24 protein-coding genes are annotated in these 25902 nt (G+C 34.7%); 5 read left to right on the top strand and 19 right to left on the bottom strand.

All coding sequences use genetic code 11. The features are described 5' to 3' along the window. Positions 1–40 precede the first annotated feature (40 nt). The 7 genes from ACM55F_RS09140 to ACM55F_RS09110 all read right to left on the bottom strand — a co-directional run bounded on the left by ACM55F_RS09140 (position 41) and on the right by ACM55F_RS09110 (position 9123). A complete protein-coding gene (locus ACM55F_RS09140) occupies positions 41–3028 on the bottom strand; it encodes a PAS domain S-box protein (protein WP_416853494.1) in 2988 nt (995 codons plus the stop codon). A 448-nt stretch (positions 3029–3476) separates the two neighbouring features. Continuing rightward, a complete protein-coding gene (locus tag ACM55F_RS09135) occupies positions 3477–4463 on the bottom strand; it encodes an aldo/keto reductase (RefSeq protein WP_416853493.1) in 987 nt (328 codons plus the stop codon). 26 nt (positions 4464–4489) lie between these two features. Then, positions 4490–5182 carry an SGNH/GDSL hydrolase family protein gene (locus tag ACM55F_RS09130; RefSeq protein ID WP_416853492.1) on the bottom strand — a complete coding sequence of 231 codons (693 nt, stop codon included), beginning with the start codon at positions 5180–5182 and terminating at the stop codon, positions 4490–4492. Positions 5183–5326: 144 nt separating this feature from the next. Further along, a complete protein-coding gene (gene cysM, locus ACM55F_RS09125; RefSeq protein WP_416853491.1) occupies positions 5327–6214 on the bottom strand; it encodes a cysteine synthase CysM in 888 nt (295 codons plus the stop codon). A 1-nt stretch (position 6215) separates the two neighbouring features. Then, positions 6216–7007 (bottom strand): serine O-acetyltransferase EpsC, encoded by a 792-nt coding sequence (epsC, locus tag ACM55F_RS09120; protein ID WP_416853490.1) that lies wholly within the window; start codon positions 7005–7007, stop codon positions 6216–6218. 222 nt (positions 7008–7229) lie between these two features. After that, entirely contained in the window at positions 7230–8624 is a 1395-nt protein-coding gene (locus ACM55F_RS09115; protein WP_416853489.1) for an ATP-binding protein, read from the bottom strand. Between the two features lie 220 nt (positions 8625–8844). Further along, complete coding sequence (locus tag ACM55F_RS09110) at positions 8845–9123, bottom strand: DUF2752 domain-containing protein (RefSeq protein ID WP_416853488.1); 279 nt, start codon at positions 9121–9123, stop codon at positions 8845–8847. Between the two features lie 101 nt (positions 9124–9224). On the opposite strand from ACM55F_RS09110, the gene ACM55F_RS09105 reads away from it, so the two are divergent. Continuing rightward, positions 9225–9407 (top strand): hypothetical protein, encoded by a 183-nt coding sequence (locus tag ACM55F_RS09105; protein ID WP_416853487.1) that lies wholly within the window; start codon positions 9225–9227, stop codon positions 9405–9407. Then, positions 9400–9951, top strand: coding sequence for a Smr/MutS family protein (locus ACM55F_RS09100; RefSeq protein ID WP_416853486.1), 552 nt, complete (start codon positions 9400–9402; stop codon positions 9949–9951). The genes ACM55F_RS09105 and ACM55F_RS09100 overlap by 8 nt, the downstream gene beginning before the upstream one ends. A 128-nt stretch (positions 9952–10079) precedes the next feature. Here the strand turns inward: ACM55F_RS09100 and ACM55F_RS09095 are convergent, their stop codons facing one another. Beyond that, the gene (locus tag ACM55F_RS09095; RefSeq protein WP_416853485.1) at positions 10080–11036 is read right to left on the bottom strand and encodes a hypothetical protein; all 957 of its coding nucleotides are present in this window, start codon (positions 11034–11036) and stop codon (positions 10080–10082) included. Between the two features lie 204 nt (positions 11037–11240). Between ACM55F_RS09095 and ACM55F_RS09090 the strand changes: the two genes are divergently transcribed. The 3 genes from ACM55F_RS09090 to ACM55F_RS09080 are packed head-to-tail and all read left to right on the top strand — an operon-like array spanning position 11241 to position 14478. Then, positions 11241–12161 carry an EamA family transporter gene (locus ACM55F_RS09090; protein ID WP_416853484.1) on the top strand — a complete coding sequence of 307 codons (921 nt, stop codon included), beginning with the start codon at positions 11241–11243 and terminating at the stop codon, positions 12159–12161. A 17-nt stretch (positions 12162–12178) separates the two neighbouring features. Next, positions 12179–13387, top strand: coding sequence for a cysteine desulfurase family protein (locus tag ACM55F_RS09085; protein WP_416853483.1), 1209 nt, complete (start codon positions 12179–12181; stop codon positions 13385–13387). Between the two features lie 11 nt (positions 13388–13398). Continuing rightward, positions 13399–14478, top strand: coding sequence for an FUSC family protein (locus ACM55F_RS09080; protein ID WP_416853482.1), 1080 nt, complete (start codon positions 13399–13401; stop codon positions 14476–14478). 31 nt (positions 14479–14509) lie between these two features. On the opposite strand, the gene ACM55F_RS09075 is transcribed toward ACM55F_RS09080, so the two are convergent. The 11 genes from ACM55F_RS09075 to ACM55F_RS09025 form a co-directional block, all read right to left on the bottom strand. Further along, positions 14510–14896: a hypothetical protein gene (locus ACM55F_RS09075; protein WP_416853481.1), complete on the bottom strand. Its 387-nt coding sequence runs from the start codon at positions 14894–14896 to the stop codon at positions 14510–14512. Between the two features lie 97 nt (positions 14897–14993). Next, positions 14994–15971, bottom strand: coding sequence for an MlaD family protein (locus ACM55F_RS09070; protein ID WP_416853480.1), 978 nt, complete (start codon positions 15969–15971; stop codon positions 14994–14996). Positions 15972–15979: 8 nt separating this feature from the next. Next, positions 15980–16732 (bottom strand): ABC transporter ATP-binding protein, encoded by a 753-nt coding sequence (locus tag ACM55F_RS09065; protein WP_416853479.1) that lies wholly within the window; start codon positions 16730–16732, stop codon positions 15980–15982. A gap of 6 nt (positions 16733–16738) precedes the next feature. Beyond that, positions 16739–17521 (bottom strand): MlaE family ABC transporter permease, encoded by a 783-nt coding sequence (locus ACM55F_RS09060; RefSeq protein WP_416853478.1) that lies wholly within the window; start codon positions 17519–17521, stop codon positions 16739–16741. A gap of 256 nt (positions 17522–17777) precedes the next feature. Beyond that, positions 17778–20372 (bottom strand): cation-translocating P-type ATPase, encoded by a 2595-nt coding sequence (locus ACM55F_RS09055; protein ID WP_416853477.1) that lies wholly within the window; start codon positions 20370–20372, stop codon positions 17778–17780. A 12-nt stretch (positions 20373–20384) separates the two neighbouring features. Further along, positions 20385–21383 carry a sodium:calcium antiporter gene (locus ACM55F_RS09050; RefSeq protein WP_416853476.1) on the bottom strand — a complete coding sequence of 333 codons (999 nt, stop codon included), beginning with the start codon at positions 21381–21383 and terminating at the stop codon, positions 20385–20387. 350 nt (positions 21384–21733) lie between these two features. Then, complete coding sequence (locus tag ACM55F_RS09045) at positions 21734–22027, bottom strand: chaperone modulator CbpM (protein ID WP_416853475.1); 294 nt, start codon at positions 22025–22027, stop codon at positions 21734–21736. Then, positions 22024–22923, bottom strand: a complete 900-nt coding sequence (locus tag ACM55F_RS09040) for a DnaJ C-terminal domain-containing protein (protein WP_416853474.1) — start codon at positions 22921–22923, stop codon at positions 22024–22026. The genes ACM55F_RS09045 and ACM55F_RS09040 overlap by 4 nt, the downstream gene beginning before the upstream one ends. 284 nt (positions 22924–23207) lie before the next feature. Continuing rightward, a complete protein-coding gene (locus tag ACM55F_RS09035; protein WP_416853473.1) occupies positions 23208–23780 on the bottom strand; it encodes a YceI family protein in 573 nt (190 codons plus the stop codon). Between the two features lie 313 nt (positions 23781–24093). Next, positions 24094–24552 (bottom strand): DinB family protein, encoded by a 459-nt coding sequence (locus ACM55F_RS09030; protein WP_416853472.1) that lies wholly within the window; start codon positions 24550–24552, stop codon positions 24094–24096. Positions 24553–24745: 193 nt separating this feature from the next. Continuing rightward, positions 24746–25807 carry a reverse transcriptase domain-containing protein gene (locus ACM55F_RS09025; RefSeq protein ID WP_416853471.1) on the bottom strand — a complete coding sequence of 354 codons (1062 nt, stop codon included), beginning with the start codon at positions 25805–25807 and terminating at the stop codon, positions 24746–24748. Positions 25808–25902 lie beyond the last annotated feature (95 nt).

Here is a 25902-nt window from a genome sequence, read left to right as displayed (position 1 = left end):
TTAAATCGAGCCTTTTTATGTTACAGCTTTTTTCGGTCGTTTAATTATAGTTATTCACTTCCTCTTCTTTGAAATACTTATACAACATCGCCATTAATTCGTCCTTCTTGACAGGTTTTGAGATATAATCATTACATCCTGCTGTTATTGCCTTTTCTTTATCGCCAGTTAGCGCATAGGCTGTTTGTGCAATAATGATTACATCTTTATTAAATTTTCGTATTTTTTTGGTGGCTTCATAACCGTCCATTACGGGCATTTGAATATCCATCAATACCAAATCGATATCAGGGTTATTATGACAGATTTCAACCGCTCCAATTCCGGTTTTTGCCTTTAAAATTTCTTTACCAAATTTCTTTATTGTTTGTGTAAGTAATTTTCCTGATATTTCGTCGTCTTCGGTAATTAATATTTTCAGGCTTTTAATTTGCTTTTCTTCATCACGCACCAAATCAGTAATTTTTACCACCTCTTTTACTTCCTGTTCACAATTGTAAGGAATGGTGAAATAAAATATGGAACCTTTTCCAATTTCGCTTTCTACCCAAATTTTCCCGCCTAACATTTCCACAAAAGCTTTTGAGATGGATAAGCCTAATCCGGCTCCTTCATAATTTCGGGTTAGCGATTCACTACCTTGTCTGAACCTTTCAAAAACGATTTCCAATTGTTCCTGCCGAATGCCAGTACCTGTATCCTTTACAAAAAATTCCAGTTCAAAGGGTTCAAAAAGATAGCCAGACATGCCCGCTGCCCTTGGTTTGGCAGGCTTTAAGTTATAGCCAAATTCAATAGAACCGCTATGGGTAAATTTTATAGCATTTTTAACCAGATTGGTAAGAATGGCATAGATTTTCTCACGGTCTGTTTTAATCAGGGCCTCTTTTGATGGTAATGTGTTTTTAAAGGAAAGCTGCATGTTTTTAGCATCAATCTCTGGCTTAAAGAAGGTATAGATGTATTCAATCTGCTGGTTGATATTTGTTTCTGAAATTAAAATTTTCATCGATCCAGATTCTATCTTCGAAATATCAATAATATCGTTGATGATATTGAGCATACGCGTACCACTTCTCTCTATAATGCCAATATACTCTTGCTGTTCTTCACCCGTTAAGCTAGGTTCTTTAAGCAATTCAGCAAAGCCCAGAATACCGTTCATAGGAGTACGGATCTCATGGCTCATATTGGAAAGGAATGCCGATTTTAGACGGTCGCTTTCTTCGGCTTTTTCTTTGGCGATTATAAGTTCCTCTTCAATCCGCTTACGCTCGGTAATATCTTGAATGGTACCAATCATTTTTATTGGCTGATTTTTTTCATTATAGAGTACTTCACCTAATGCGTGAACCCATCGTTCTTGTTTATCGTTTTTTCGGATAATTTTATATTCTTTATCAAATTTGCATTGATGTGCAATTACTTCATTCCTAAAATAATCCAGTATTATTTGTAGCCATTCCGGATGAACAATCGAATTCCAATCCTGTAATGTTTTATCATAAGTAGCATTAATTCCCAAAATAGCATCTAAAATATCTGAACTTGTCCAAGTACCATTTTCAATGTTTATAATATAAGTGCCAAGACGTGCAATTGTTTGTGTTTCTTTTAAAAACATTTCGCTGTTCTTTAACTTCTCTTCAGCCTGTTTGCGTTCGGTAATGTTACGGGTGTGGGCGAGGTGTACCATCTTGCCGTGGTACTGCAAAGGCACAGCGTTGGTTTCTAGCCAGTGACGCGCACCCTTAAGACCCATCAATTCAAATTCCATTTGTACGGATTCGCCGGCAATTACCCGTTTATGCATTTTGATAAAGGCGCTGCGATATTCAGCTGTGATGAGACCAAAGACCTCTTGCCCAGCTACCTGTTCCATCGAATCAGCCTCGATTATCGCCAAACCGGCTGGGTTCATCAGTAACAATCGACCCTCTGCATCCACTATCTTGATGCATTCCGGCTCCGCTTCGATTATAGTTCGCAGGTGGTATTCGCTTTCGATGAGCTTCTTCTTAGCATGTTTGCGCTCGGTGATATCCCGTATTGCCCCATCGATATGGTTTGGATTACCATTGGCATCGAAAACTAAACGAGCATTAATTGAGACATGCTTTATTGTGCCGGTTTTTGTCTTAAGTTTTAATTCATAATCCCGGAGTTCTCCATTTTTCATTATTACGTTAAGCAGTATAATTCTGTCGTCAGGGTTATAATAGAGATTATGCACGGGGGTGCCTATGATTTCATCCTTGACGAATTCAGAGAAATATTTAATTGATGGACTTATTTCGAGAACAATCCCTGCAAGGTCAGTTTGATAGAATACGTCTTGTATATTTTCGAAAATGGTGCGGTATTTTTTCTCGCTTTCTCTTAACTCATTTTCAGTGAGTCTGTGTTTTGTGTTGTCAGACTTAAGCATTTCATTTTTAGCATTTATTATAAATAAAAAAAGGAATGCCAATAGCAATGACACAATTAACGCACCGGATTCAATTATTTTGAATAATAAGATAGTATCCCATGCTTTTGCGTTAAAATCCATTGCAAATACGGCAATGGTCTTTCCTGTAACTTCATCTTTTATAGGAATAAGCACGCTTATCCATGTTCCCCATCTGTCGGTAACGGAACCTGTAACAAATTCTTTTCCATTGTCAAAAGGTAGGCTATAAGCCAAGTCAGCTTCCGTATATTCCTGTCCGGGAGGTGAATAATTTTTTGATTCAGCGGGTTCGGAATCTGCAATAAAGTATATTTTTCCGTTTTGTTTGGTATATATATAAGCAAATCGGGCTTTGGTATTGACGCTAATTATTGCTTTCAAGGTATTTTTTATAACCTTATACTGCGGGGTATCAATATCGCTTGGTTTTCCTTTAAGTGTTTTTAAATTCTCTTTTGGCAACATTATTTCAATGGATCTTGCAATTTGCAATACTTCGTCAGCCTGGTCATTTTTAAATTGTTTCCAAGTGTAATGGAAATATATAACACTTAAAATTAGAATTAGAAATAACACTATTTTTTGTAAGGGTACATTTTTTAGTTTAATTTTTTTCATAAACACCTAAGATTATCGTTTATTTAATAATACGGTACTGTTACAATTGTCCCGATAGCGTTGGAACTGATTGTATATTTGTGCGAATGGGTTTTAGCATTCCAACAAATATAATGATTTTACTTACTAAAATCAATCGTAAATTATTAACAAAATAATGCTTATATTTATTTAACAATTTGCTAAAGAACAAGAAACGATATTTGAGATAAAATATATTTTCCATCATTTGCTTAGTAAACTGTTTTCCGAAATTTGATGATTTATTGTCTTTTTTTGAATCTAACTATGAATTTTATTTTATAACGATGTTTTTTGGTGTGTCGCTATTTTCGTATAGTTAATTCATAAAAAAGGCTCGATTTATTGTAAATCGAGCCTTTTTTATAAATAATATCAAAATGAATTACCAAAGCTGATGTACTTCGGGTTTGATATAACGTTCGTAAATTTCGTTCATCGCTGTAATTTTTTCATAAGTTAATTTTGACAAATCGTAAACCGATAAATTGGACAATACATGACTTTCGTTTGATGCGCCAGGAATAATGCAGCTCACTTCATCAAAACTCAAAATCCACTGCAAGGCAATAGGAGCCAGATTTGTTGCTTCAGGAAATAATGCTTTCAATTCTTCTACGGCTTTTAATCCCAGTTCGTAATTAATTCCAGAGAATGTTTCGCCTTTGTCAAAAGCGTCCCCGTTCCGATTAAAATTACGATGATCTTGAGCGTCAAAAGTTGTTTTAGCATTAAATTTTCCTGTTAGAAGTCCGCTGGCTAGTGGCACTCTTGCAATGATGCCTACATCGTGCTTTAGTGCTTCTTTGAAAAATAATTCGGATGGACGCTGACGGAAAAGGTTGAAAATAATCTGAACCGTTGTTACATTTGGGAATTCAATAGCTTTTAATCCTTCTTCCACTTTTTCGACACTAACGCCAAGATTTAAAATCTTTCCCTGTTCTTTCAAACGATCAAACATTTCAAAGATTTCCGGACGGTAAAATACTTCGGTCGGGGGGCAGTGCAATTGTATTAAATCCAATGTTTCCAATCCGGTTCTTCTCAGACTGTCTTCTACGAATTTTTGTAGCACTTTTGGTTGGTAGCCTTCATTGACATGCGGATTGATGTGTCGGCCACATTTTGTAGCTACATAGATTCGTTCCGAACGGGAACGAACTACGCGACCTACAGCAGTTTCACTCAGTCCATTTTCATAAACATCAGCGGTATCAATAAAATTCACACCATTATCGATGGCGGTATTGATTAGCTCGTCTGCGGTTTTATCATTAAAAGGAGAACCCCATTTCCCGCCCACTTGCCAAGTACCAAGTGATATTTCGGAGATTTCAAAATCTGTTTTACCCAGTCTGCGATAGTTCATTTTTTGTTTCTTTTTAAAGTAATAATTTATTTCTGCGATAAAACTTTGGTTATTGCTTCTTCGGCAAGTGGCGCCATTACTTGATATCCTTTTTTATTGGGATGCACTTCATCATTAGAATACAAAGCAGGTAAACCTTTTCGTTCATCTGCCATAGCCGAAAAGTAATCAAGATATAGAATGCCATTGGCATCAGCATAATTTTTTATCATTTCATTTAGAGCCATCACTTTTTCAGCAGGATTTTGATTGGGTTTCCAAGAGAAATCATAAGCTGGTAATACAGAACAAAGAATTACTTTAATCTGGTTTGCTTTTGCCAATTCGGCCATCGAGAAAATATTATTTGCTATCATCTCCAATGTTGCAGGACCGGTATTGCCGGCAATGTCATTTATTCCAGCCAAAATAACTACTGCGGCTGGTTTTAAAGCTATAACATCAGCTCTAAAACGAACTAGCATCTGAGGCGTAGTTTGGCCGCTTATTCCGCGATTTACATACGGTTTTCCTGAAAAGTATTCCGAATTTACCGTTGACCAAAATTCGGTAATCGAATCGCCCATAAATACAATCCTTTTTTGTCCTGCTGCTGCCGGTTTGAGATTCGCATTTTCGTTCTGATATTTATTTAAATTTGGCCAGTCTTGTGCCTGTGCTTTTCCTCCCATAAATAGTGATAAAAATAGAATGCAGTAAATTAATGTTATGTTTTTCATTTGTAACGAAATTATAAAGTTGTAATTCAGAAGAAGAGTTTTGTTGGATTAAAATAAAAAAATGCTCTTGTTGAAATTGAATCAGCCTTCCTTTTATATCGGAAAGATACTTAAAAGGAAGGCTTTTTATAAGGTCAAAATGATTTAATCAAACAAATCCGAAGATAAATAACGATCACCACGGTCACAGATAATAGCGACAATCACACCCGATTCTAGAGTGTCAGCTATTTTTATGGCTGCTGCTACGGAACCACCACTGCTCATTCCTGCAAAAACGCCTTCTTCCAGAGCCAAACGTTTGGTCATGTCTCGTGCTTCTTGTTCGGTGACTTCAATAATTGTATCTACTTTTGAGGCATCAAAAATTTTAGGTAAATATTCTTGAGGCCATTTTCTGATTCCCGGAATTTGAGAGCCATCACTTGGTTGTGCACCTACGATTTGGATTGCCGGATTTTTCTCTTTCAAATAAGTAGAAGTTCCTATGATCGTTCCCGTAGTCCCCATAGCAGAAACGAAATGGGTTACAGTTCCCTCAGTGTCATTCCATATTTCTGGGCCTGTCGTTTTATAATGTGCTTTCCAGTTGTCATCATTTGCAAACTGATTCAACATAATGTAACCGCCTTCGGCCACTTTTTTATCTGCATAATCTCTGGAGCCAATAATTCCGGTTGCTGCAGGTGTTAAAATCACGGTTGCACCATAAGCACGCATGGTTTGAGTGCGTTCTTTGGTAGAATCTTCCGGAAGTACCAATTCAATTTCGATATTAAATAGTTGGGCAATCATCGCCAAAGCAATTCCGGTATTTCCACTGGTCGCTTCAATGAGTTTGTCCCCTTTTTTGATTTCGCCTCTTTCCAGTGCGGATTTAATCATATTGTAAGCCGCTCTGTCTTTTACGCTGCCTCCGGGATTATTTCCTTCGAGCTTTAATAAAAGTTTTACGTTTTTATTTTTTACCAAATTGACAGTCTCCACCAAAGGGGTATTTCCAATCAGGTCTAATAATTTTTGTGGCTTCATGCTAATTTATTTCTTTTATTTTTACTTCTGTAGTTGTGGTGTTGAGTACAATAGATTTTTCAGGAATAGATTTGGTAACCCAAGCATTTCCTCCAATAATACTGTTTTTACCTATGACGGTTTCTCCGCCAAGAATAGTTGCATTGGCATAAATGCAAACATTTTTCTCCACGGTAGGATGTCTTTTTGCATTTTTCATGTCTTTGCTTACACTTAATGCTCCTAAAGTGACACCTTGGTAAATTTTTACGTGTTTTTCAATTACAGTAGTTTCACCAATTACAATTCCGGTGGCGTGATCTATAAAAAAAGGCGACGCAATTGTTGCACCTGCGTGAATGTCTGTACCCGTGATGCGATGCGCGTATTCGCTCATCAATCTGGAGAAAAGTAATAAGTCTAATAAATACAATTCATGGCTTAATCTGTAAATGGCAATTGCGTAGAATCCTGGGTATGCCAAATAAACTTCTTCAATACTGTTTGAAGCAGGATCGTTTTCTAAAATGTAGGCAGCGTCCTGATTCAGTTTTTCAAGTACTGAAGGTAAGGTTTCAAGATATTTGTCCCAAATAGAATCGCACAACGCATGTGGTTTTTTACAGGCAATTGCTGAGATTTCTTTAAATAGTAATTCCAGCTCATCGATACTTTCATTCAAAGGAGCATTAGCATCAAATAGCGTATAGAATAGTTTCTCAGTAAAGGCTTCCGTTTTTGTCTTAATTCCGTAGTTGATGGAAAAATGGCTTTTTAAAGCGTTAATGTTTTTGATAATCAGATCTTTTGTCACGATTATTAGGTTTGAATTGTTAATTTAAAAGGATAAAAGTAAGGTGTTTTTTAGAAACAGTTGCAACAATGAAGCAAAGAAATTAGCAGATTGGATGAGAATGGAATATTTTTTTTGATTGGTAACATTTTTCAACAAATTCTAAAAAAATATAACAAAATACGAAGCTATCTGGAGTTTTTCTACTTCTTGTTTTGATTGTCTGCAAAAAGCTGAAATCTATTAAAGTATCGTTTTTGGTTTTTTAGGAATGGTAAAAATAAAACTGCTACCATTCTTTCCGTCAGATTCAATATGAATACTTCCTGATTTTCCTTCGACTATTTTTTTTACAATAGATAACCCAATACCGGTACTTTCTTTAATATCCCGGGCTAAAATAGTTTGAAAAACGCCAAATACTTTTTCATGGTATTTTTCAGGTATTCCAGGTCCATTATCTTTTATGGTAAATTGATGAAAATCAGGTAATGATAGATAAGTGCATTCAATTTTTCCAATTGGTTTGTCGTTGTATTTCACCGCATTGCTTATCAGATTACTGAAAACCTGATGCATTAATATTTTTTCGGTAATAATAACTGGGAAATTATTACCAATGCTAATTTCGAATCCTTCATTGGGGACAATAGTTTCAACTATTTCATCTAGCATTTTATGTAGATCTACCCTCTCCAATTCGATATTTGTTGATCCAATACGGGAATATTCCAGGATACCATTAATTAAGTTTTCCATTCTTTGAATTCTCCCTTGTAATAGTTTGAAATTTGAATTTGTCTCGTCAGAAACATCATTTAAATCTTCAATAATCCATTCCGAAAGACTGTAAATTGCTCTCAATGGAGCCTTCAAATCATGAGAAACGATATAGGCAAATTGATTTAATTCGTCATTCTTTTTTTTAAGGACTAATAAGGCATCATGTAATTTCTTTTCTTCTATTTTTCGATTAATAATGTCATAGTTAAGGATTTTATTTTTATCCATTATTTTAAACAAAAATAAGGCAGTTATTAGAAATAATAGTATTAATAGACCAGATTCCATTACTTCAAATAGTAAAGCGTTATCCCATGATTTCGCATCAAAATCCATTCCATATACGGCAATAGTTTTACCGGTAGCTTCATCTTTTATGGGGATGTAAGCGCTTACCCAAGTACCCCATCTGTCAGCAGAAGGTTCTGTGATTATATCATTTCCGTTAGTTATGGCTTTAAAGGTAGGTTCGTCTGCTTCAGTGTATTCTTGTCCCGGAGGAGAGTAGTCTTCAGAATTCTCAGGTTCTGAATCGACCATGAAGTATATTTTACCATTTCTTTTTGTGTATAAATAGGCAAAGCTTGCTTTGGGATTCACACTGACTATCGCTTTTAGACTATTTTTTAAAGCCAAATATTCGGGCTTGTTGATATCGGTTGGATTTACTTCAAGAGTTTTTAAAGCTACTTTTGGTAAGGATACTTCAATGGATTTTGCGATTTGTAATACTGTTTCGGTCCTATGATCTTTAAAGCGAATCCAAGTAAAATAAAGATAAATTATGCCTAAAAGGAGAATTATAAAAAAGACAGTTTTTTGTATTGGTATTTTTTTGAGGTTGATTTTTTTCATAAAGGCTGAAATCAAAATAGAGGCGTGTACATTTTTGTTTTTGATAGATAACTTCAAAGTAATTTATAGCCAAATTAATCTGATGTAGTCAGATCTCAAAAATAATGATTTTTATGACTTAGGGAGAATTTAAATGGTTTAATTTATTAGTTACTTTTTTTTAGAATTCAAAACCGATTTTTTGATTTTCGATTCTCTAATTTAGAAACAAAATCATCGCTTAATAGTGTTTGTAAAAATAACCAACAATCATAAACAGTCCATTGATGATTGCCATTCCAATAATGTATTTTTGATAATTATTTCGTTTATCAATGAAATGCAAACCAACAATTCCTAAAAATAATAGTGTTGTAAATAGGGCAGGATACATCTTGAAAGCAGCAGTAAAATTACCGTGTAAAAGTAGTATTAATCCTCTTTGAAAACCACAGCCTAAACACTCTATTCCGAAGAGTGTTTTACTTAAACAAGGGAGCATATATTTCTCTAAATCCAATGGTTTTATTTTTTACAATTTTACGAAAAAAAAAGAAACGGTTGAGATAATAAATGGAGCAATTTTAAATTCATTACTTTTGAAAACTGATACTTAAAGAGATGAGAAAATTTATAATACCAATAATGGTTATTGCCATAACTGTCGCATTATATGAGCAGGTTAGTGCAGAAAAAAATGTTTATATAATGGTAATTGCGATTGTTATTTTTATGATGGGAATGATGCAATTGAGTGCCAAAACGCCAAGTAAAAATCAAGATAAAGAAGACGAAAATGTTTAATAAAGGAGATAAAGTTTCAGTGCTTGATGAAGCCATGAACGGAGTAGTGCTTTCAGTGAAAGATAACCAAGTAACGATTGAAACAGAGGATGGTTTTACGATGACATTTTTTGTCAATGAGTTGCTTAAAATAAACGATTCCAGTAATTTAATGGATTCTATTAGAAGAATTAATGTAGATGAAATATCGAAAGAGAAAGAGATCCCAAAACCACGTAGTTTTGTCAAAGAACGCAAAGATAAACACGAAATTTCAGCTCCGGAGTTCGATTTGCATATCGAAAAATTAGTTCCTAATAAACGCGGAATGTCTAATTATGATATTCTGACCTTGCAAACAGAAACGGCAAAACGGCACATAGAATTTGCGATTCGAAATCGCATTCCGAAGATTGTTTTTATTCATGGTGTGGGCGAAGGAATTCTAAAAGCGGAGTTGGATTTTTTATTGGGACGTTATGATAACATCGCTTTTCAAGAAGGGAATTATCAAAAATACGGTCAAGGCGCAACAGAGGTTTTTATAAAGCAAAGTGTTAAGTAAGGTCTTTTTTTGAGTTTGTAATAACAAAAAAGCGTCCCGTTTTAAGTCAAATTTTCTAATGAAAATCGACTAAAAACGGGACGCTTTTTGAATGTAAAATAAAGCCGATTTCAGACTTATAATAGCGTTTAATTTGTAGTTAAAAGTTCACCAAAAATGAAGCTGTCTCCAAGTTTGAAATCATTATTTCCTTTCTTCATCGTAACATTTTTAAGTATGATGGTATGTTTAAAACCGTTCGCAAATGAGGTTGAAGTTACTTCAACAATTCCACTCACATTTGCAACGCCTGCTACAGCAATCCATTCCTCGCTTACTGCAGGAGTTGTTGGAAAAGTAGTATTGCAAAAATAACTTGATGTAAGCAAACCTGAAAATAATCGATAGGTAAGCTTGTTAACTGTTGCGCTTATAAGTCCGGTTCTTGGAGTATTTAGTGGTGTTGCGGTGTTAACAATCAAAGCAGGGTCAATGTCTAGTATAAGTGCTTCGCTACTGGTATAATTATAAATTTGTTTTGAAGTACTGCATTGTTCTACTGTTTCATCAAATAGAAAAGGCAATGAGTTTGCTGAAGTGACATAATCTCCAAATGCAAACGTTTCATATACCTGAGTACCGCTACTTTTTGCAAAAGTGATATTTTTGAAAACGATATTATGATTGTAGCCAGTAATTTTGGTGCTATTATCCGTAGTATTTGTAGTTTTTACAGCGGTAGTAAATATTTGAATTTTACCGTCTGTAGCGGTCCATTGGTCTGTTACAACAGGAGTTGCCGGTGGAATAGATTCACAAATGGTTGAAGAGGAAACCGTCCCGTCATAAAAACGATATACAACTCTATTGGTAGCGCTAATGTCTACTATCGTTGGTGTATCAGCCAAACTGGGTTCGTTATTAAAAGAACTTTCGGGAATTTCGAGAAGCAGCGATTCCTTATCTTTTAGTTTATAGATGATGTTTTTTGTAGTACAGCTTTCTGTTGTGACATCTTCAAAACTAATGGTTTCCAAAGTTAAATCACCATCATCACAACCGTTTAACAGTAATGTAAAAACCAATAATCCCAGTAATCGTTTCATGTTTATAATATTTGAAACAAAAATAGAATTTTTAATTTGTTCCAAATACATTCCTATTCAAAATCATCGAATTTAACAACATATTGGGTTTTTAAATTTCAAAGAATAAATTAAAAATAGACCTTAATCCTTTGTTTAAATGGAAGACGTCTGCAATTCAAAGCGAATAGAAATCATTATCTTTGCTTGAATTTAATACTGAATATGAGAATTAATAAATATTATTTAGCCGCTTTTTCTGCCTTTTTTATCTGGGGGTTTTTCAGTTTGGCATTAAAACCGTTACATAATTACCCGTCTTTAGACATTTTATTTTACCGTGTTTTTTTTAGTGTTATTGTGATGGTACTCATTAATGTTGCTTTCCGACGAAATGTAATGAAACAAAATTGGAATCATTTTAAAAATATGACTCTAAAAAAGCGGAAAAGTGTTGTTGTTTTGACTTTGGGAGGTGGACTGTTTTTATCTTCCAACTGGTTTGTTTTTATTTATGTGATGAATCATGTTAGTGTAAAAACGGCATCGTTAGCCTATTTAATTTGCCCAATTCTTACGACAGTTTTTGCGTTTTTTATACTAAAGGAAAAATTAAGTAAATGGCATTGGATTGCAGTAACAATAAGTGTTTTTAGCTGTGTTTTATTATCATTCAATCATTTTGAAGACATTTTTTATAGTCTTATTACGGCAGCCACTTATGCTTTGTATTTAGTGAGTCAGCGAAAAAATAGTGAACTGGATAAATTCCTGATTTTGAACATACAATTGCTGTTTACCGCAATAATTCTTCTGCCGTTTTATCCGGATTATAGTGGAGTAATTCCTGTTGAGCCTTTGTTTTATGCCTGTTTGCTGGTTATTGTTGTGTTTTTTACTATTATCCCGTTATTTTTAAACTTGTATGCGCTAAATGGAATTAATTCATCAGCAGTTGGAATTATGATTTATATTAACCCAATTATTGGTTTTTTACTGGCCATCTTTTATTATAATGAAGAAGCTACTTCCCTTCAATTATTTTCGTATTTCCTGATTTTGGTTTCGATAGCAGTTTTTAATAAAAAACTGATTTTTCCCAGAAAATCAAAAGGGATACCATCAAAATTGGAAGGCTTAAAATAATTTATAATTTTCAAAAAATGAAAAAAGTATATCTCGATAACGCTTCTACAACTGCTATTCGTTCTGAAGTAATCCAGGAAATGACCAAAGTAATGACGGAAGATTATGGAAATCCATCGTCAACGCATAGTTTTGGACGTAATGCCAAAAGTATTTTAGAACTTTCCAGAAAGTCAATTGCGAAACATTTGAATGGGACTGCACAGGAAATAATTTTTACTTCCTGCGGTACCGAAGCCAATAATTGGATTCTTCGTTCTGCCGTTAAAGATTTGAAAGTAGAGCGAATCATTACCAGTAAAATAGAGCATCATGCCGTTTTATACACGATTTTAGTTTTGCAAAGCGAATACGGTATTCAGGTTGATTATGTGGCTGTTAAACCAAATGGCGAAATTGATATCACTGATTTAGTAGAACTGCTTTCTCAGGAAACCCACATCAAAAAAGAATTTTCTTCCGATGAAATAAAAAAGTGGGTTCCTGACAACCAAAACTTAAATACTTTTTCGGAAGAAAAGAAAACGTTGGTAAGCTTAATGCATGTGAATAACGAAACTGGAACCATTTTGGATTTGGATAGAGTCGGACTGATTTGCCAAGAACATAATGTATTGTTTCATTCTGATACGGTACAGTCCGTTGGAAAAACAGCAATTGATTTACAAGCGTTACCTATTAATTTTATTGTAGCAAGTGCTCATAAATTTCACGGTCCCAAAGGTGTTGGGTTTGCTTTTATTCGAAAAAACTCCGGTTTGCAACCTTTATTTTTTGGTGGTGAACAGGAAAAAGGATTACGAGCAGGAACGGAAGCTTTGCACCAAATTGCAGGAATGGCAAAAGCACTGGAACTTTCCTATACTAATTTAGAAACAGAAAGAAAGTATATCTCTGAATTGAAAAACTATTTGATTACCCAACTCGAAATTGAATTTCCAGCTTTTGTAATCAACGGAAGTGTCGATGGATTTTATAATATATTGAATATTTTATTGCCTTTTTCAGAAGATAAAACCGGTATGATTTTATTCCATTTAGATATGAAAGGAATTGCAGTTTCTCGCGGAAGTGCCTGTCAAAGCGGAAGCATAAAACCCTCACATGTATTAGCGGAAATGCTTTCGAATGAAGATTTAAAAAAACCAAGTTTACGCATTTCTTTAAGTCATTATAACTCAAAAGAAGACATTGATTTGCTTATTGAAGCGTTGAAAAGTATTTAATAAAGATCAAAATGAAGGATAATTTTAAAACGCTGGTCCTTAGAGAAGCAAAATTGCTCTTTGAATTAAAAAAGACAGAACGACTTTGGCATTTTCCAGTTTTAGCATCGTTTTGTGTTGGATTTCCCTTGTTGCTTGGTTTTTATTTTGACAGACTGGATTACGGAATATTATCCTGTATGGGAGGATTGGTAATTTTATATTTACCAGCAACTACAGTGGCACGACGAATGATTACGCTATTAACCTGTTCATTTGGTTTTATGATATCCTTTGTTATTGGACTTTGTTTTAGTTTTAATCCAATACTTTCTTCTGTGGTTTTGGGTTTCTTTGCCATCAGTGTGCATTGGGTCGTTAATTACTTTAGCATGAAGCCTCCCGGAAGTTTCTTTTTTATCATGATTGCTTCCCTTGCCAGTTGTATGCCATTTGATTTAGAAAAGATTCCAATTCGTGTTGGGCTGATTGGGATGGGAGCGATGCTTGCCTGTTTATTGGCCTTGTTTTATAGTTTGTATAGTGTCAAGAAACATCTGCCAAAAACAGCATTAATCGTAGTAAAAAAAAGTAATTATACGACTTTATTTGAATCGGGTATTGTAGGCTTTTTTATATTTTTCTCGCTGCTTATAGGACATTTGCTTAAATTAGCTAATCCATATTGGTTGCCTATTTCGTGTTTAGCGGTAATGCAGGGTGCTAGTTTGCAGCATGTGTGGCAAAGGAGTTTTCAACGTATTTTAGGAACGTTTATAGGATTAGGACTGGCATGGCTGTTGTTATTGCTAAAAATGACTCCTTTAACAATTTGTATTTTTATTATAGTGTTGCAGTTTATAATTGAAATGCTGGTAGTGAGACATTATGGATTGGCAGTTATTTTTATTACGCCATTAACCCTGTTTTTGGCTGAGGCGGGTAGTGCCATGACCATTGATGCGAATACTTTAATTTCGGTCCGATTTGTTGATATTCTTCTGGGAAGTGTTATTGGAGCTATTGGAGGATGGTTTTTGCATCATGAACAATTGCGTCACAATACCGAAAGACAAATTCGTAAAACCAGAGTTCATATACTTAGGAAGTAAAACCAGAGCATTATTAAATAGTTTTTGAAGGTTAGTTTTCGGAATATTTTTCCATAATTAATCTCGCCTTGAAATAGCATAAGGTAGATTCCGCACTTTGATTAATGTTGATGTGTTTGTCTTCTAATCCATCATAGGATGCGCCATTTTCAGGATTATACAGGATTTGTTTCAAATGATTGTTCCCTAAAAACCAGATGAAAACCAGTTTTAATTGATCTTTGTACTTTTTGTTTTTGGTTACTTCAATGGGTTGTTTCCCGTAGAAGACTCTTTCGTTTTCTTTTTTAAACCATCCTCTGTTTGAGATTACTTTTAACTGTCCTTTCATGAAATAGTGGGAAAGTAAAAAATCAAATGTTATTGCGGCTATTTTTTTATATTTTGGTTTTCCTGTGACTAAATAACTATACATCATCTTTTTCAGTGGGGCTAAGAATTATTCCAAGTTTTTCTATTGAAACCATGATTTGATGTTTCTAATGAATTTCTAATTCAATATTAATCTCATGAATCTATTTTTTCTGCTCTTTCAATTTTGCTTTTTCTTGTTTTCTAAAATAGCCTCGAAATAAGAAATTGTGTTTCAAAGCTTCCATATTTTCATTTAGACGAAAACTGGCTTCATTAATGTTAGTCATCGTAGAATCTATTTTTCGTACTAATTCAGGGTCATTTGAAAGGTAATTTATTGTTCCTTTTCCATCTTTAATATTTGTTATTGTCGAGTTGAGATTGGTTATTACTCCATCAATTTTATAGCTTGATTCATCTAAATTTTGAACAATTGTTTTCATATTATTGGCTACAGCCGTATCTTTCAAAACACCTATCACATTGTCTTTATTATCCAATGAAGAAATGATTCGGTTTAATCTTGTAACAGACTCAGAGGTTCCTTTTCCCGTAATTTTTAAATAAAGCACAGTTTCTTTCAGGTCTTTTGCCAAAATGGAATCTTTAATCAATAAACCCACAGTTCCTTTTCCCTCGGTGATTTCCTTTGTGATTTTAAGTAAATCAGCGGTAAGAAGCGCTGCGTTTTTATTGGTCACCCCAAGTGTATTAAGCATGTCATCCGTACGAACGCGATTCACGGATTTAATCTCATCTCCGGGAGTCACAGGTGGAAATTTGCCTTTTCCCGGGAGAATGTTTATAATCATGTTTCCTACCAGACCATCGGAACCTATAATGGCAACTGCATCTTTTTTGATATAGGAAAAAATAGTTTTTTCAATAAGCATATCCACTCGAATGATAGTGTCATTGACCATTTCAATTCCTTGAACGGTTCCTACGTTTATCCCTGAATAGCGTACGTTATTGCCTATTTGTAAGCCATTTACGTTGTTGAAGATAGCTTTTAAGTGGTAGGTTTTTCCAAACATTTGTTGCTTATCGCCAATGAAATAAACGGCTAGTATAAAAATTATTAACCCGATTATTACAAAAAGTCCAAGACGTATTTTTTGTGATGTCGTTTTTTCCATTTTTATTCTTATTTAAAAAAAGCTTGTACTTTAGGATCAGTTGAGATTGATAATTCCTCAAAAGTGCCTTCGATATAGTTGATACCATCTACCAATAAAATCATTCTGTTTGAAATCATTCTGGCGCAATCCACATCATGTGTGATGATGATTGCCGAAGTGTTGTATTTTTTCTGGATGGACATCATTAACAGTAAAATTTCCTTTGCTGTGATGGGGTCTAATCCAGTAGTTGGTTCGTCATAAAGAATAATTTTAGGTTGGAGAATTAAAGTTCTTGCCAAAGCAATCCTTCGTTTCATTCCTCCCGAAAGTTCTTCGGGCATTAAATTCAAAGTATGAGCCAAACCCACATTTTCCAATGCTTCCATAACCAATGGAGTGGTGTCTTTTATTTTTCCGAATTTTTTTTTATGACGTCTTAGCGGGAATTCCAGATTTTCTCTGACCGTCATCGAATCATAAAGTGCGCTTCCTTGAAAAAGAAAACCAACTTCTGTCCGAAGTTCGTCTAATTCTTCGTGGTCGAGTTCACTAATGTCTTTTCCCATCACTAGGATAGAGCCACTGTCATGCTCTTCTAATCCAATTAGACATTTAATCATTACTGACTTTCCGGAACCTGATTTTCCCATGATAACTAAATTTTCACCTTCATACAAGATCATGTTAAAATCATCCAAAACATGATTATCACCATAGCTTTTTTTTAAGCCTTTGATTTCTATAATGGGGTTTTTATTTTGTATTGGTGTACTCATAATCAGTTATAAATCATAAAAAATATCGGTAACAAAAACAGCAATAAAGTCAATAATAAAAAGCAGCATCGAGGTGAAAACGACTGCAGAGTTGGCCGCTAAACCGACACCTGCAGTACCTTTTTTACAATTGTATCCTTTAAAACAACCTACTAGCCCTATAGCAAATCCAAAAAAGAAGGTTTTAATCGTTGCAGGGATTAAATCACCAAATTCCAACGCATCAAAAACCTGATTGTAATACAATAAAAAAGACACATTTCCCTTGATGTTTTCCACTAGAAAAGAGCCGAAAATGGCGATAGCATCTCCAAAAAAAACCAGAATGGGCAGCATAAAAGTGGTCGCTAATATTCGTGTAACCACTAAATATTTAAAAGGGTTTGTGCCTGAAACTTCCATGGCATCAATTTGTTCCGTAACCCTCATGGAACCTAGCTCAGCACCAATTCCGGAACCAATGCGTCCCGCACAAATCAGGGCCGTTATGATAGGTCCAATTTCTCTAATAAGCGAAATACTCACCATAGATGGCATCCAAGAAACAGCGCCAAATTCCTGTAAAGTGGGACGGGATTGTAAAGTAAAAACCAAACCAATGATAAATCCTGTAACAGCAACTAGCAGTAGGGAACGATTTCCCATATAAAAGCATTGGCGAAGAAATTCCTTGAATTCTGAAGGACGTTTAAACGCTTCTTTAAAAAAACGGCCTGCAAAATAGGAGAGTTCACCAATTTCAAGTAAAAAAACTTTGAACAATTCGATTATTTTAAAAATACTATTCATAAGCGAATGAATTAATTTTTAACAGAAAATGGCTACTCAAATATACGATTATTTATCTGATTGTCAGATGTTTTACGTGTTGTTCGTCTGTTTTTTTGATGATTTTGTCGAGAAAAAAAACAGATTTAAGAAAAATTAGGGCGTTTCTTGAATGGTTCTTTATATTATTCAAAAAATAGTATCTGGAAAAGGATATAATCTATTACCCGAATATTTTATACTAAAATGGAATAAAGAATTAAAAGATGATTGTAGTTTATTTATTTCTGCTTTTTATCCATTTCTCAAGTTCACCAGACCAAAATATAATACTTGATGCCGCTAAGGTTAGCAGCAACTCATAAATAGTTAGAGGTTGTGTTTTAAAAATCTCGTTAAAGAATGGCGTGTAAATAATCATAAATTGTAGAATAATAGTGATCGATAATGCACCCAACATGGGTTTGTTAGAAAAAAATCCTATTTTAAATATAGACTGACTTCCGGAACGAATGACAATAACATGTCCTAACTGACTGAAACAAAGAACTGTGAATGCCATGGTTTGCCAGTGGCTGTTTGCATTATATATTGCCCATGCCTGCATCCCAATGGTTACTGTACCCATTAAAAATCCTACCCACAAAATATGTATTGCCATGCCATTTGAAAAAATATTTTCCTTTGGATTTCTTGGAGGTCGTTTCATTATGTTTGCTTCAGATGGTTCTGAGGCAAGCGCTAATCCGGGTAAACCATCGGTTACTAAATTAATCCAAAGAATGTGTATGGCTAACAGTGGAATGGGTAATCCGAAAAAAGGGGCTAAAAATATCGCCCATATTTCGCCAGAATTTCCGGTCATGATATACTTAATAAATTTGAGGATATTATCGAATATTTTTCTGCCGTGCTTTACTGCAACCACAATGGTGGCAAAATTATCATCAAGCAAAATCATGTGTGAGGCCTCTTTGGAAACTTCTGTTCCGTTAATCCCCATTGCGATACCGATGTCGGCATTTTTAAGCGCAGGAGCATCATTCACGCCATCGCCTGTCATGGCGACAAAGTGGTTTTTTGATTGCAAGGCGTTAATGATTCTTAATTTCTGTTCCGGATTTACACGTGCATATACTTTTACTTTTTCGACGATATTAATAAACTCACTCTGCGTTAATCGGGTTAGTTCTGAACCTGTCAGCACGAGATCTTCATCACTGGAAATGATTCCCAGTTTTTCGGCAATGGCTTTGGCGGTTAGCTTATGATCGCCCGTAATCATCACAGGAATAATACCTGCGTCTTTGCATTCAGAAACAGCTTGTCTTGCTTCCTCTCGCGGAGGGTCAATCATTCCGGCAAAACCAATAAGAGTTAATTCCGTTTCAATTTCATCAGCATCCAAATTTTCAGGTAAGAAGGGAATTGTTTTTATAGCATATCCCAACACGCGATATCCTTGCTCGGCCATCTCGTTGACTTTGAGCTCAAATTCAGGAATAAGCAATTTTTGATCGACATTCAGTTTGTTAAAAAGTACGTCTACAGCACCTTTTGTAATTACAATAACACTAGCGTTTTGACCAGCGTCAGCATTTTTGATTTGATGGATTGTAGTCATGCATTTTCTTTTAGAATCGAAAGGCAATTCTGCAATTCGGGGAAATATTAATTCTAAATCAGCTCGATTCAAATTTTTATCGAAGGCGTATTGGACTAAGGCTACTTCAGTTGAATCTCCAATCCATTTTCCTTTTTCACCATCTGAAACATCGTTGTTTAAGGCCATTGTATGGAGTAACGTATTGTTTTCTCCAAAAATGGCATTGTATTTTGTGTCTGACGTTTCAAAAATTTCCTGTACGGTCATTTTATTCAGCGTCAGAGTTCCCGTTTTATCAGAACAGATGTAAGTAACAGAACCCAAAGTCTCTACGGCCGGTAATTTTCGGATAAGTGCATTGCTTTTCGCTAATTTTTTGGCACCAAAGGCCAATGCAATGGTCACCAATGCCGGTAAGGCTTCGGGAATGGCGGCAACAGCAAGTGAAATGGAAGTAATCAACATCGTTAAAACCGATTCTCCGCGCAACCATCCGATAAAGAAGATTACGGTACAGATTATAAGAATACCTACTGATAATCTTTTGCCGAAAGCGGTTAATCTTTTTTGTAACGGAGTAGTGATTTCATCGGTCTGAATCATTTTTGCAATTTGGCCTAGTTCAGTATTCATTCCTGTTGCCACCACATAAGCAAGTCCTCGTCCGTTGGTGATAGATGTTCCTTTATAGCCCATGTTTACCCGGTCGCCAAGCGGATATTCGCTTCCGAAAAGTTCTTCTGGAATTTTTTCCACGTTATGGGATTCTCCTGTAAGGGCTGATTCATCCACTTTTACCTGATGCGTTTCAAAAAAACGGACATCAGCAGGAATGATATTTCCTGCTTCAAGTATAACGACATCTCCCGGCACTAAATTAAAAGCAGGAATATCAATCCTCTTTCCTTCACGTAAAATAAGTGCATGGTTAGCAGCCATGTTTTTTAATGCTTCCATTGCTTTTTCTGCGCGGTATTCCTGTATGAACCCTACTAAAGCGTTAATCACAACAATGGCAAGAATAATCACTGTATCAGTTACATCGCCCAATATGCCAGAAATAATTGCCGCTACAATAAGGATGAGTATCATAAAGTCCAATAGCTGATGTAGTAACATCTGCAAAATAGTCTTCTTTTTTTTGTCCTCAATTTGATTTTTACCGTGTTCATACAAGCGTTGTGATGCCGTCACTGCATCAATGCCAGATGGATTTGTACTCAACAAATGGGCTATTTCCGAAAGAGGGAGTAAATGCCAGTTCATCGCTTTAGTTTTTTATTTTATATAATACAGTAAACCCATCATTAATACATATACCAATACTATTAAAGCAGTATCGATTGCCAGTTTCCATTTTTTTTCTTCTTTAAAAACGATACCCACAACCCCTATTGCCGTAATGATAATAGTGCCAAGTACCGGTACTATGTGATTGGGACTTGTATGCTGAAAAATAGGCCCCTTCGTATATAGGATATCATCAATTGCCAGAATCGCAATATTAAAAATATTGCTTCCAAAAATATTTCCTATGGCAAGGTCGATAGTGCCCATCCGGATAGCAGCAACAGATACGACAACTTCCGGCAGAGAAGTAGAAGCGGCAATAAATAAAGTACCAAAAAAGCTTTGACCCAATCCGCTTGCTTTTGCAAGGTGTTCCCCAAAATAAGGCAATAGCATAGCAGCAGTCATCAAAATAATAGCATTCATCGAATATCTAAGAACCACTTGTTTTAGGGTCAGGGAATAGGATTGCTTCTTTTCTTCCCGATGATTATTGTCTTTTTTATTGTAGAGAAAAATAACTCGAATCGCAATGAAATATAAAAGGAGAAATAATAGGCTGAATTCTCCAATCCAAATAATATTTCCGAAAATATCAGGCATTAAAATAGCAAACGCAACCAAGCTCATCAATATAATTCCGAATGATGCTGCAATTATGTGCCCAGTTTGTGCAACGGATGTTAAAGGTTTTTTATGATCATAAAACAAATCCATTATGGAAATAATAAGGATATTGAAAGCGCAACTTCCCACGATATCGCCAACGGCAAGATCTGGAGCATCCAAAATAACTACGGAGCTTATTCCATTCATCAATTCAGGCATAGAAGTCACTGATGCCATCAGGATAATACCCATAAACATTTTTCCCCAGCCCAGCATATCAGCCATTAGATTTCCATATTTAGAAAGTCTTGAGCCAGTTACTACAATTATCGCTGTTGCAATTAGAAACCCTATAATATCTAGATACAAAGCATTCATATTGTGATAATTATTCCGTTAGTGTCTTTGTTTATAACTTGTACTATTGCTACTCTTGCTCGATAAAAAAAGACGAACATTAATGTCCAAAAGAAATAATCAGTTTCGCTTTATTGTTCGTTTGGGCAACAAAAATAAATTTATTTAGTAGGCACTTTATCTGATGCTTATTCTAATAATGGGGATTTGATTTAGAAGTGACTTGGGATTGAACTTGTGAGGCGTTGATTACCAAAAAAGTATCGATTTTTAGATTTTTTTTAAAGGATTAGTTCAATTTTCCAAAGGAATAAAAATAGCTTTTGTTAATTCAGTTTCTCTTTTTTTTATTAAAAAGAAGTAGCTAATATTCAACTTTCGTACAACCGCAATCTGTTTTTGACAGAAATCAACTCATTTTGTAAATCATCTATTTTTTGTAATAGATTCAATACCACATCAATTCCTTCGATATTAACGGCTAATTCCTGATGCATCCGAATCATTTTTTCGATTTCATAGATAGCGTCAGGGTGAATATATTTGGTTTCATCGATGGTAAGAATCTCGATTAGCCCCATTTCATTTAAATTGAAAAAGAATGACATTTCTACATTATAATGATTGTATAATGATGATAAAGGGATGAATTTTTCTATATTCATGACGTTCTTAGCTTAGCAAGTTCCGTAAATAATTCTTTTTCTTTTTCGGAAAGATCAGTAGGAATTTTTACTTGATAAGTAATGTATAAATCACCAAATTCCCCTTCTTTTTTGTAAATAGGAAATCCTTTTCCTTTCAGTTTTACTTTAGTTCCGTTTTGGGTTCCGGGTTTTACTGTCAGTTTTACTTTTCCGTCAAAAGTGTCTGCAGTGATATCACGACCTAATAGGGCGGTATATAAATCTAAATCCACGGTGGAGTATAAATTGTGTTTGTCCAGCTTAAAATTAGTATGATTTTCAACAGTGAAAGTGATGTATAAATCTCCTTTTGGTCCACCATCAGAACCTTCACCGCCCATACCGCTAATTTTTATTTGCTGACCGTTCTCTACTCCGGCAGGAATGGTAATTCGGATGCTTTTGCCGTTGATGGTTAAGGTTCGCTTGTGGGTTGTGTACACGTCTTTTAAATCAAGATGTAATTCAGTAGCGAAATCTTGTCCTTTGAATTGGGCGCTGCGTCCTCTTTGTCTCCCTGATGTACGACCACCAAACATTGATTCAAAAAAGTCTGAATAATCTCCGCCACCGCCAAATCCGCCAAATCCACCCTGTTGTCCGCTACCCTGATATTGCCCTTGCTGTTTTGCTTTTTCATACTGCTCAGCATGTTGCCAATTTTCACCATATTCATCGTATTTTTTACGATTCTCGGCATGGCTTAATACTTCATTAGCTTCATTAATTTCCTTGAATTTTCTTTCGGCTTCCTTATCGTTTGGGTTTAAGTCGGGATGGTATTTTCTGGCAAGTTTTCGGTACGCCTTTTTTATCTCGGCTTCCGTTGCTTTTTTGTCCACTTCAAGGATTTTGTAATAGTCTATAAATGCCATCGTAGATTATTTTAATAATTGCTATTTCTATGATTAGTTTTATATGCTTATGACTGTATGAAGTACCAAAATTCATACTGTTTAATGGAGTATTACTATTATCAAATTTAATCAATTTTTAGTTGTTAAAACGGAATAAAACAGATTATTTCATTGATTTGTAAATGATTAGTCCTAAAAAAAACGGGTCTTTTTTAGGACTAATCAAGATAAGAAACGTGTTCTTTTGTAATTATTTTATCCTGTGTCAATGACAGGGTTTATATAATCCATTATGAAAAAAATTATTGTTTTATAAATTCACTATTTACTTTAATTTTTACTTCATCACTAATCATTGACGGAGGAAATTTTGGACCAATATCAAAATCAGAACGTTTTAGAGTTCCGCTAAACTGAAAACCGGCTGTGATTGCTTTTGATTGTGGATTTTCTATAGTGCCTCTGTACCACATATTGATGGTTACTGGCTTTGTTATTCCATGTAATGTGAGGTTGCCCATTAATTTGTATTTGTCTTTTCCAGTTTTTTCTATTGATGTGCTTTTGAAAGTCATTTTCGGATATTTTTCTACTTCAAAGAATTCAGCACTTCGTAAATGTTTATCCCGCATTTCTACTTCGGTATCGAGTGATGCCACTTCCGTTGAAAGTTCAAAGGCGGCGTCACTAAAATCGGTTTCTTTGGTTGTAGCGGTTATCTCAAATGTTTTGAATAATCCGGCAATATCAGAAATGCCATGATGTACGGTGCTAAAAGATAATTTAGAATGCATTGGGTCTGCTTTCCATGTTGTTTGTGCAAATAAAAAAGTAGAGAAAAACAGTGTGGCGAGAATTGTTGTTATTTTTTTCATGGCTTTTTACTTTTTTAGACTATAAAGATATTCAGAAGCTTTAGATCGGACTTTATAAAATCGTTTTTCTGATATCCAAATAGATCCTTATCTTGAGTACAAATGATTATAAATTTAAGGTTTTTTTGTCTATCAAATTTAATCAATTATTCAATGTAAAAACATGGTAAATTATTTTATTTCAATTAGTTGTAAAATTTTAAAGCTCCAATTTGGAGCCTTTATATAATTTTTGTTCAATCAGCCTGTAAATAAAAGAAGGATTTAATTTGTCACTGATTTTATATTTTTTTTTTTTGAATTTCCAAAAGGATTAGAAAGATCCATATTTATTTATGATGGCCATTTGTCCCGCATGATAAGCTGTATGCGATACAATTCGTCCAAAGGCTTCGGCTTTTGTTTTTGTACCAAATTCTTTTGTTGAGACCATTGTTTCCCAGTCCGTTTCTGATTGTTTTTCGACAATTGATTGTAAGCTTTCAAATGAAAATGCTACATATTCTTTTAATTCTGGAAGATTAGTCCACTCGCCAGTATCTTTTTGTGCAATTACAGTTTTGGCAATTACTTTTATTTCACTGGAGCCAAAGACATTTTTTGCAAAAAGTAATTCAACATCCCCAATATGACGTATTAGAAAACCAAGGCTGTTAGGAGCTGGAGTTAATGTCTTTTTTAAATCATTTTCAGTGAGTTGTAACAATTGATTTGAAAACCGTGTTCGGGCTTCGTGCCAAAGTTCGATAAATAATTGTGTATTTGACTTCATGTTTTATGAGGCTTACAATAGCTGGGTTGGTACTATTATGGGATGAAAATCTAGAAATTTATTCTATCAAATTTAATCATTTTTCCGTTGTTAGAATGGAAAAATTTTTTACTCCAGTGTTTTGTTAGAATTAAAAAAGCCTCAAATAGTGTTTTAATTTATCTGTTTTTTAATAATTCAAAATTATCGATTTTTAAATTGGTAACAATTCGTCTTCCAATGCTTTTAAATCTTGTTTCTTTTTTAGGTTAATCAGTATCGATTTATACCCAATAAATTCGGTGTCTTTTGGATTGATTTGCAATACAAAATTCACCTTTCCCAGCAAATGTTCCAAGTAATTCTTCTGATCAATTTCTTTGTATTCGCGGTGTTCCTCAAAACCAAATTTCTTAATGTAATACATGGCCTGTCTTAACTCATTGCGTTTATGAAAAACTACCTGTGGTTTTTCATTGACTACAATGCCTGTAACGGTTTGGCGTGTATTGTACGTCATGAGTCTGGTTTTGTTTTTATTGATATGAAGGTTTAATTTTTCAACGATTTCCGTTACTTTAAGGAGTAGTTCATTCTCATCAAAATCACCGGAGAAACTCATGTCATCGGCATAACGAGTGTATCGTATTTTTTGCTCTTTGCAATACGCAGCAATTTCAGCATCAGCATCTTTAAAAATTAAATTCGAAAGATACGGGCTCGTAGGTGCGCCTTGTGGTAAAGTTTTGTCACGGGTGCATAATTTAGAAAGCAATCTGGATACCATCTTAGAATACCCCAATTGATGAAACTCTTTTTCAACCGCCTCAATGGTAATTGATGGAAAGAAATGCTCCAAATCCAGGGTGAAAACTTTGGGTTGGTTTTTATGGAATCTTAGGTTTTCCAATAGTGTTACATTGGGTCTGTATGCTTTCGCAAAAGGACTAATGGGTGCTTTATAAAGAATGTTTCTTAGAATCCAGATTTGGATTTCTTTCAAACTGGGAAGTGGCTCAGAAATAAGTCGTTTGGTACCATTTTTTTTGGTAATATCAAAGTCACGATAAAAATACCTAGGGAAAAGAGACGCTTTTTTTAGGTATTCTTTTTTGTATCCTACATGAGCTGATAAGTGGGCAGGATTGTAAATTACAGGTATATCATGTGAAAATAAAATTTCAGCATAATCCAGACAGCGTTGGATATTAGGCAGGGAATATCCTATTTTACGGGCTTCCTTGATAAAGGCTTCTTTGTATTGGGCAAAATCCATAGGGTTTAAATCGTTAATGGAGTAGGGACTATTCTGTCCCTAACCCCGATTAAGAATACCGGTTTAAAAGTTCGGAGCTCTGCGGAGAATCTTTT

The organism is Flavobacterium melibiosi, from assembly GCF_048158545.1.
Lineage (GTDB): Bacteria > Bacteroidota > Bacteroidia > Flavobacteriales > Flavobacteriaceae > Flavobacterium > Flavobacterium melibiosi.
This window is presented reverse-complemented; position numbering and strand designations above follow the sequence as displayed.

Coding starts and splice junctions, on each gene's coding strand:
- cysM (WP_416853491.1), bottom strand. CDS start 6,214: ATGAAGCCACAAAAATTATTAGACCTGATTGGAAATACCCCTTTGGTG.
- ACM55F_RS09035 (WP_416853473.1), bottom strand. CDS start 23,780: ATGAAAAAAATAACAACAATTCTCGCCACACTGTTTTTCTCTACTTTT.
- ACM55F_RS09030 (WP_416853472.1), bottom strand. CDS start 24,552: ATGAAGTCAAATACACAATTATTTATCGAACTTTGGCACGAAGCCCGA.
- ACM55F_RS09050 (WP_416853476.1), bottom strand. CDS start 21,383: ATGAATGCTTTGTATCTAGATATTATAGGGTTTCTAATTGCAACAGCG.
- ACM55F_RS09135 (WP_416853493.1), bottom strand. CDS start 4,463: ATGAACTATCGCAGACTGGGTAAAACAGATTTTGAAATCTCCGAAATA.
- ACM55F_RS09025 (WP_416853471.1), bottom strand. CDS start 25,807: ATGGATTTTGCCCAATACAAAGAAGCCTTTATCAAGGAAGCCCGTAAA.
- ACM55F_RS09040 (WP_416853474.1), bottom strand. CDS start 22,923: ATGGCATTTATAGACTATTACAAAATCCTTGAAGTGGACAAAAAAGCA.
- ACM55F_RS09075 (WP_416853481.1), bottom strand. CDS start 14,896: ATGATGTATAGTTATTTAGTCACAGGAAAACCAAAATATAAAAAAATA.
- ACM55F_RS09045 (WP_416853475.1), bottom strand. CDS start 22,027: ATGAATATAGAAAAATTCATCCCTTTATCATCATTATACAATCATTAT.
- ACM55F_RS09100 (WP_416853486.1), top strand. CDS start 9,400: ATGTTTAATAAAGGAGATAAAGTTTCAGTGCTTGATGAAGCCATGAAC.
- ACM55F_RS09105 (WP_416853487.1), top strand. CDS start 9,225: ATGAGAAAATTTATAATACCAATAATGGTTATTGCCATAACTGTCGCA.
- ACM55F_RS09115 (WP_416853489.1), bottom strand. CDS start 8,624: ATGAAAAAAATCAACCTCAAAAAAATACCAATACAAAAAACTGTCTTT.
- ACM55F_RS09065 (WP_416853479.1), bottom strand. CDS start 16,732: ATGAGTACACCAATACAAAATAAAAACCCCATTATAGAAATCAAAGGC.
- ACM55F_RS09055 (WP_416853477.1), bottom strand. CDS start 20,372: ATGAACTGGCATTTACTCCCTCTTTCGGAAATAGCCCATTTGTTGAGT.
- ACM55F_RS09080 (WP_416853482.1), top strand. CDS start 13,399: ATGAAGGATAATTTTAAAACGCTGGTCCTTAGAGAAGCAAAATTGCTC.
- ACM55F_RS09070 (WP_416853480.1), bottom strand. CDS start 15,971: ATGGAAAAAACGACATCACAAAAAATACGTCTTGGACTTTTTGTAATA.
- ACM55F_RS09085 (WP_416853483.1), top strand. CDS start 12,179: ATGAAAAAAGTATATCTCGATAACGCTTCTACAACTGCTATTCGTTCT.
- ACM55F_RS09130 (WP_416853492.1), bottom strand. CDS start 5,182: ATGAAAAACATAACATTAATTTACTGCATTCTATTTTTATCACTATTT.
- ACM55F_RS09095 (WP_416853485.1), bottom strand. CDS start 11,036: ATGAAACGATTACTGGGATTATTGGTTTTTACATTACTGTTAAACGGT.
- ACM55F_RS09060 (WP_416853478.1), bottom strand. CDS start 17,521: ATGAATAGTATTTTTAAAATAATCGAATTGTTCAAAGTTTTTTTACTT.
- ACM55F_RS09090 (WP_416853484.1), top strand. CDS start 11,241: ATGAGAATTAATAAATATTATTTAGCCGCTTTTTCTGCCTTTTTTATC.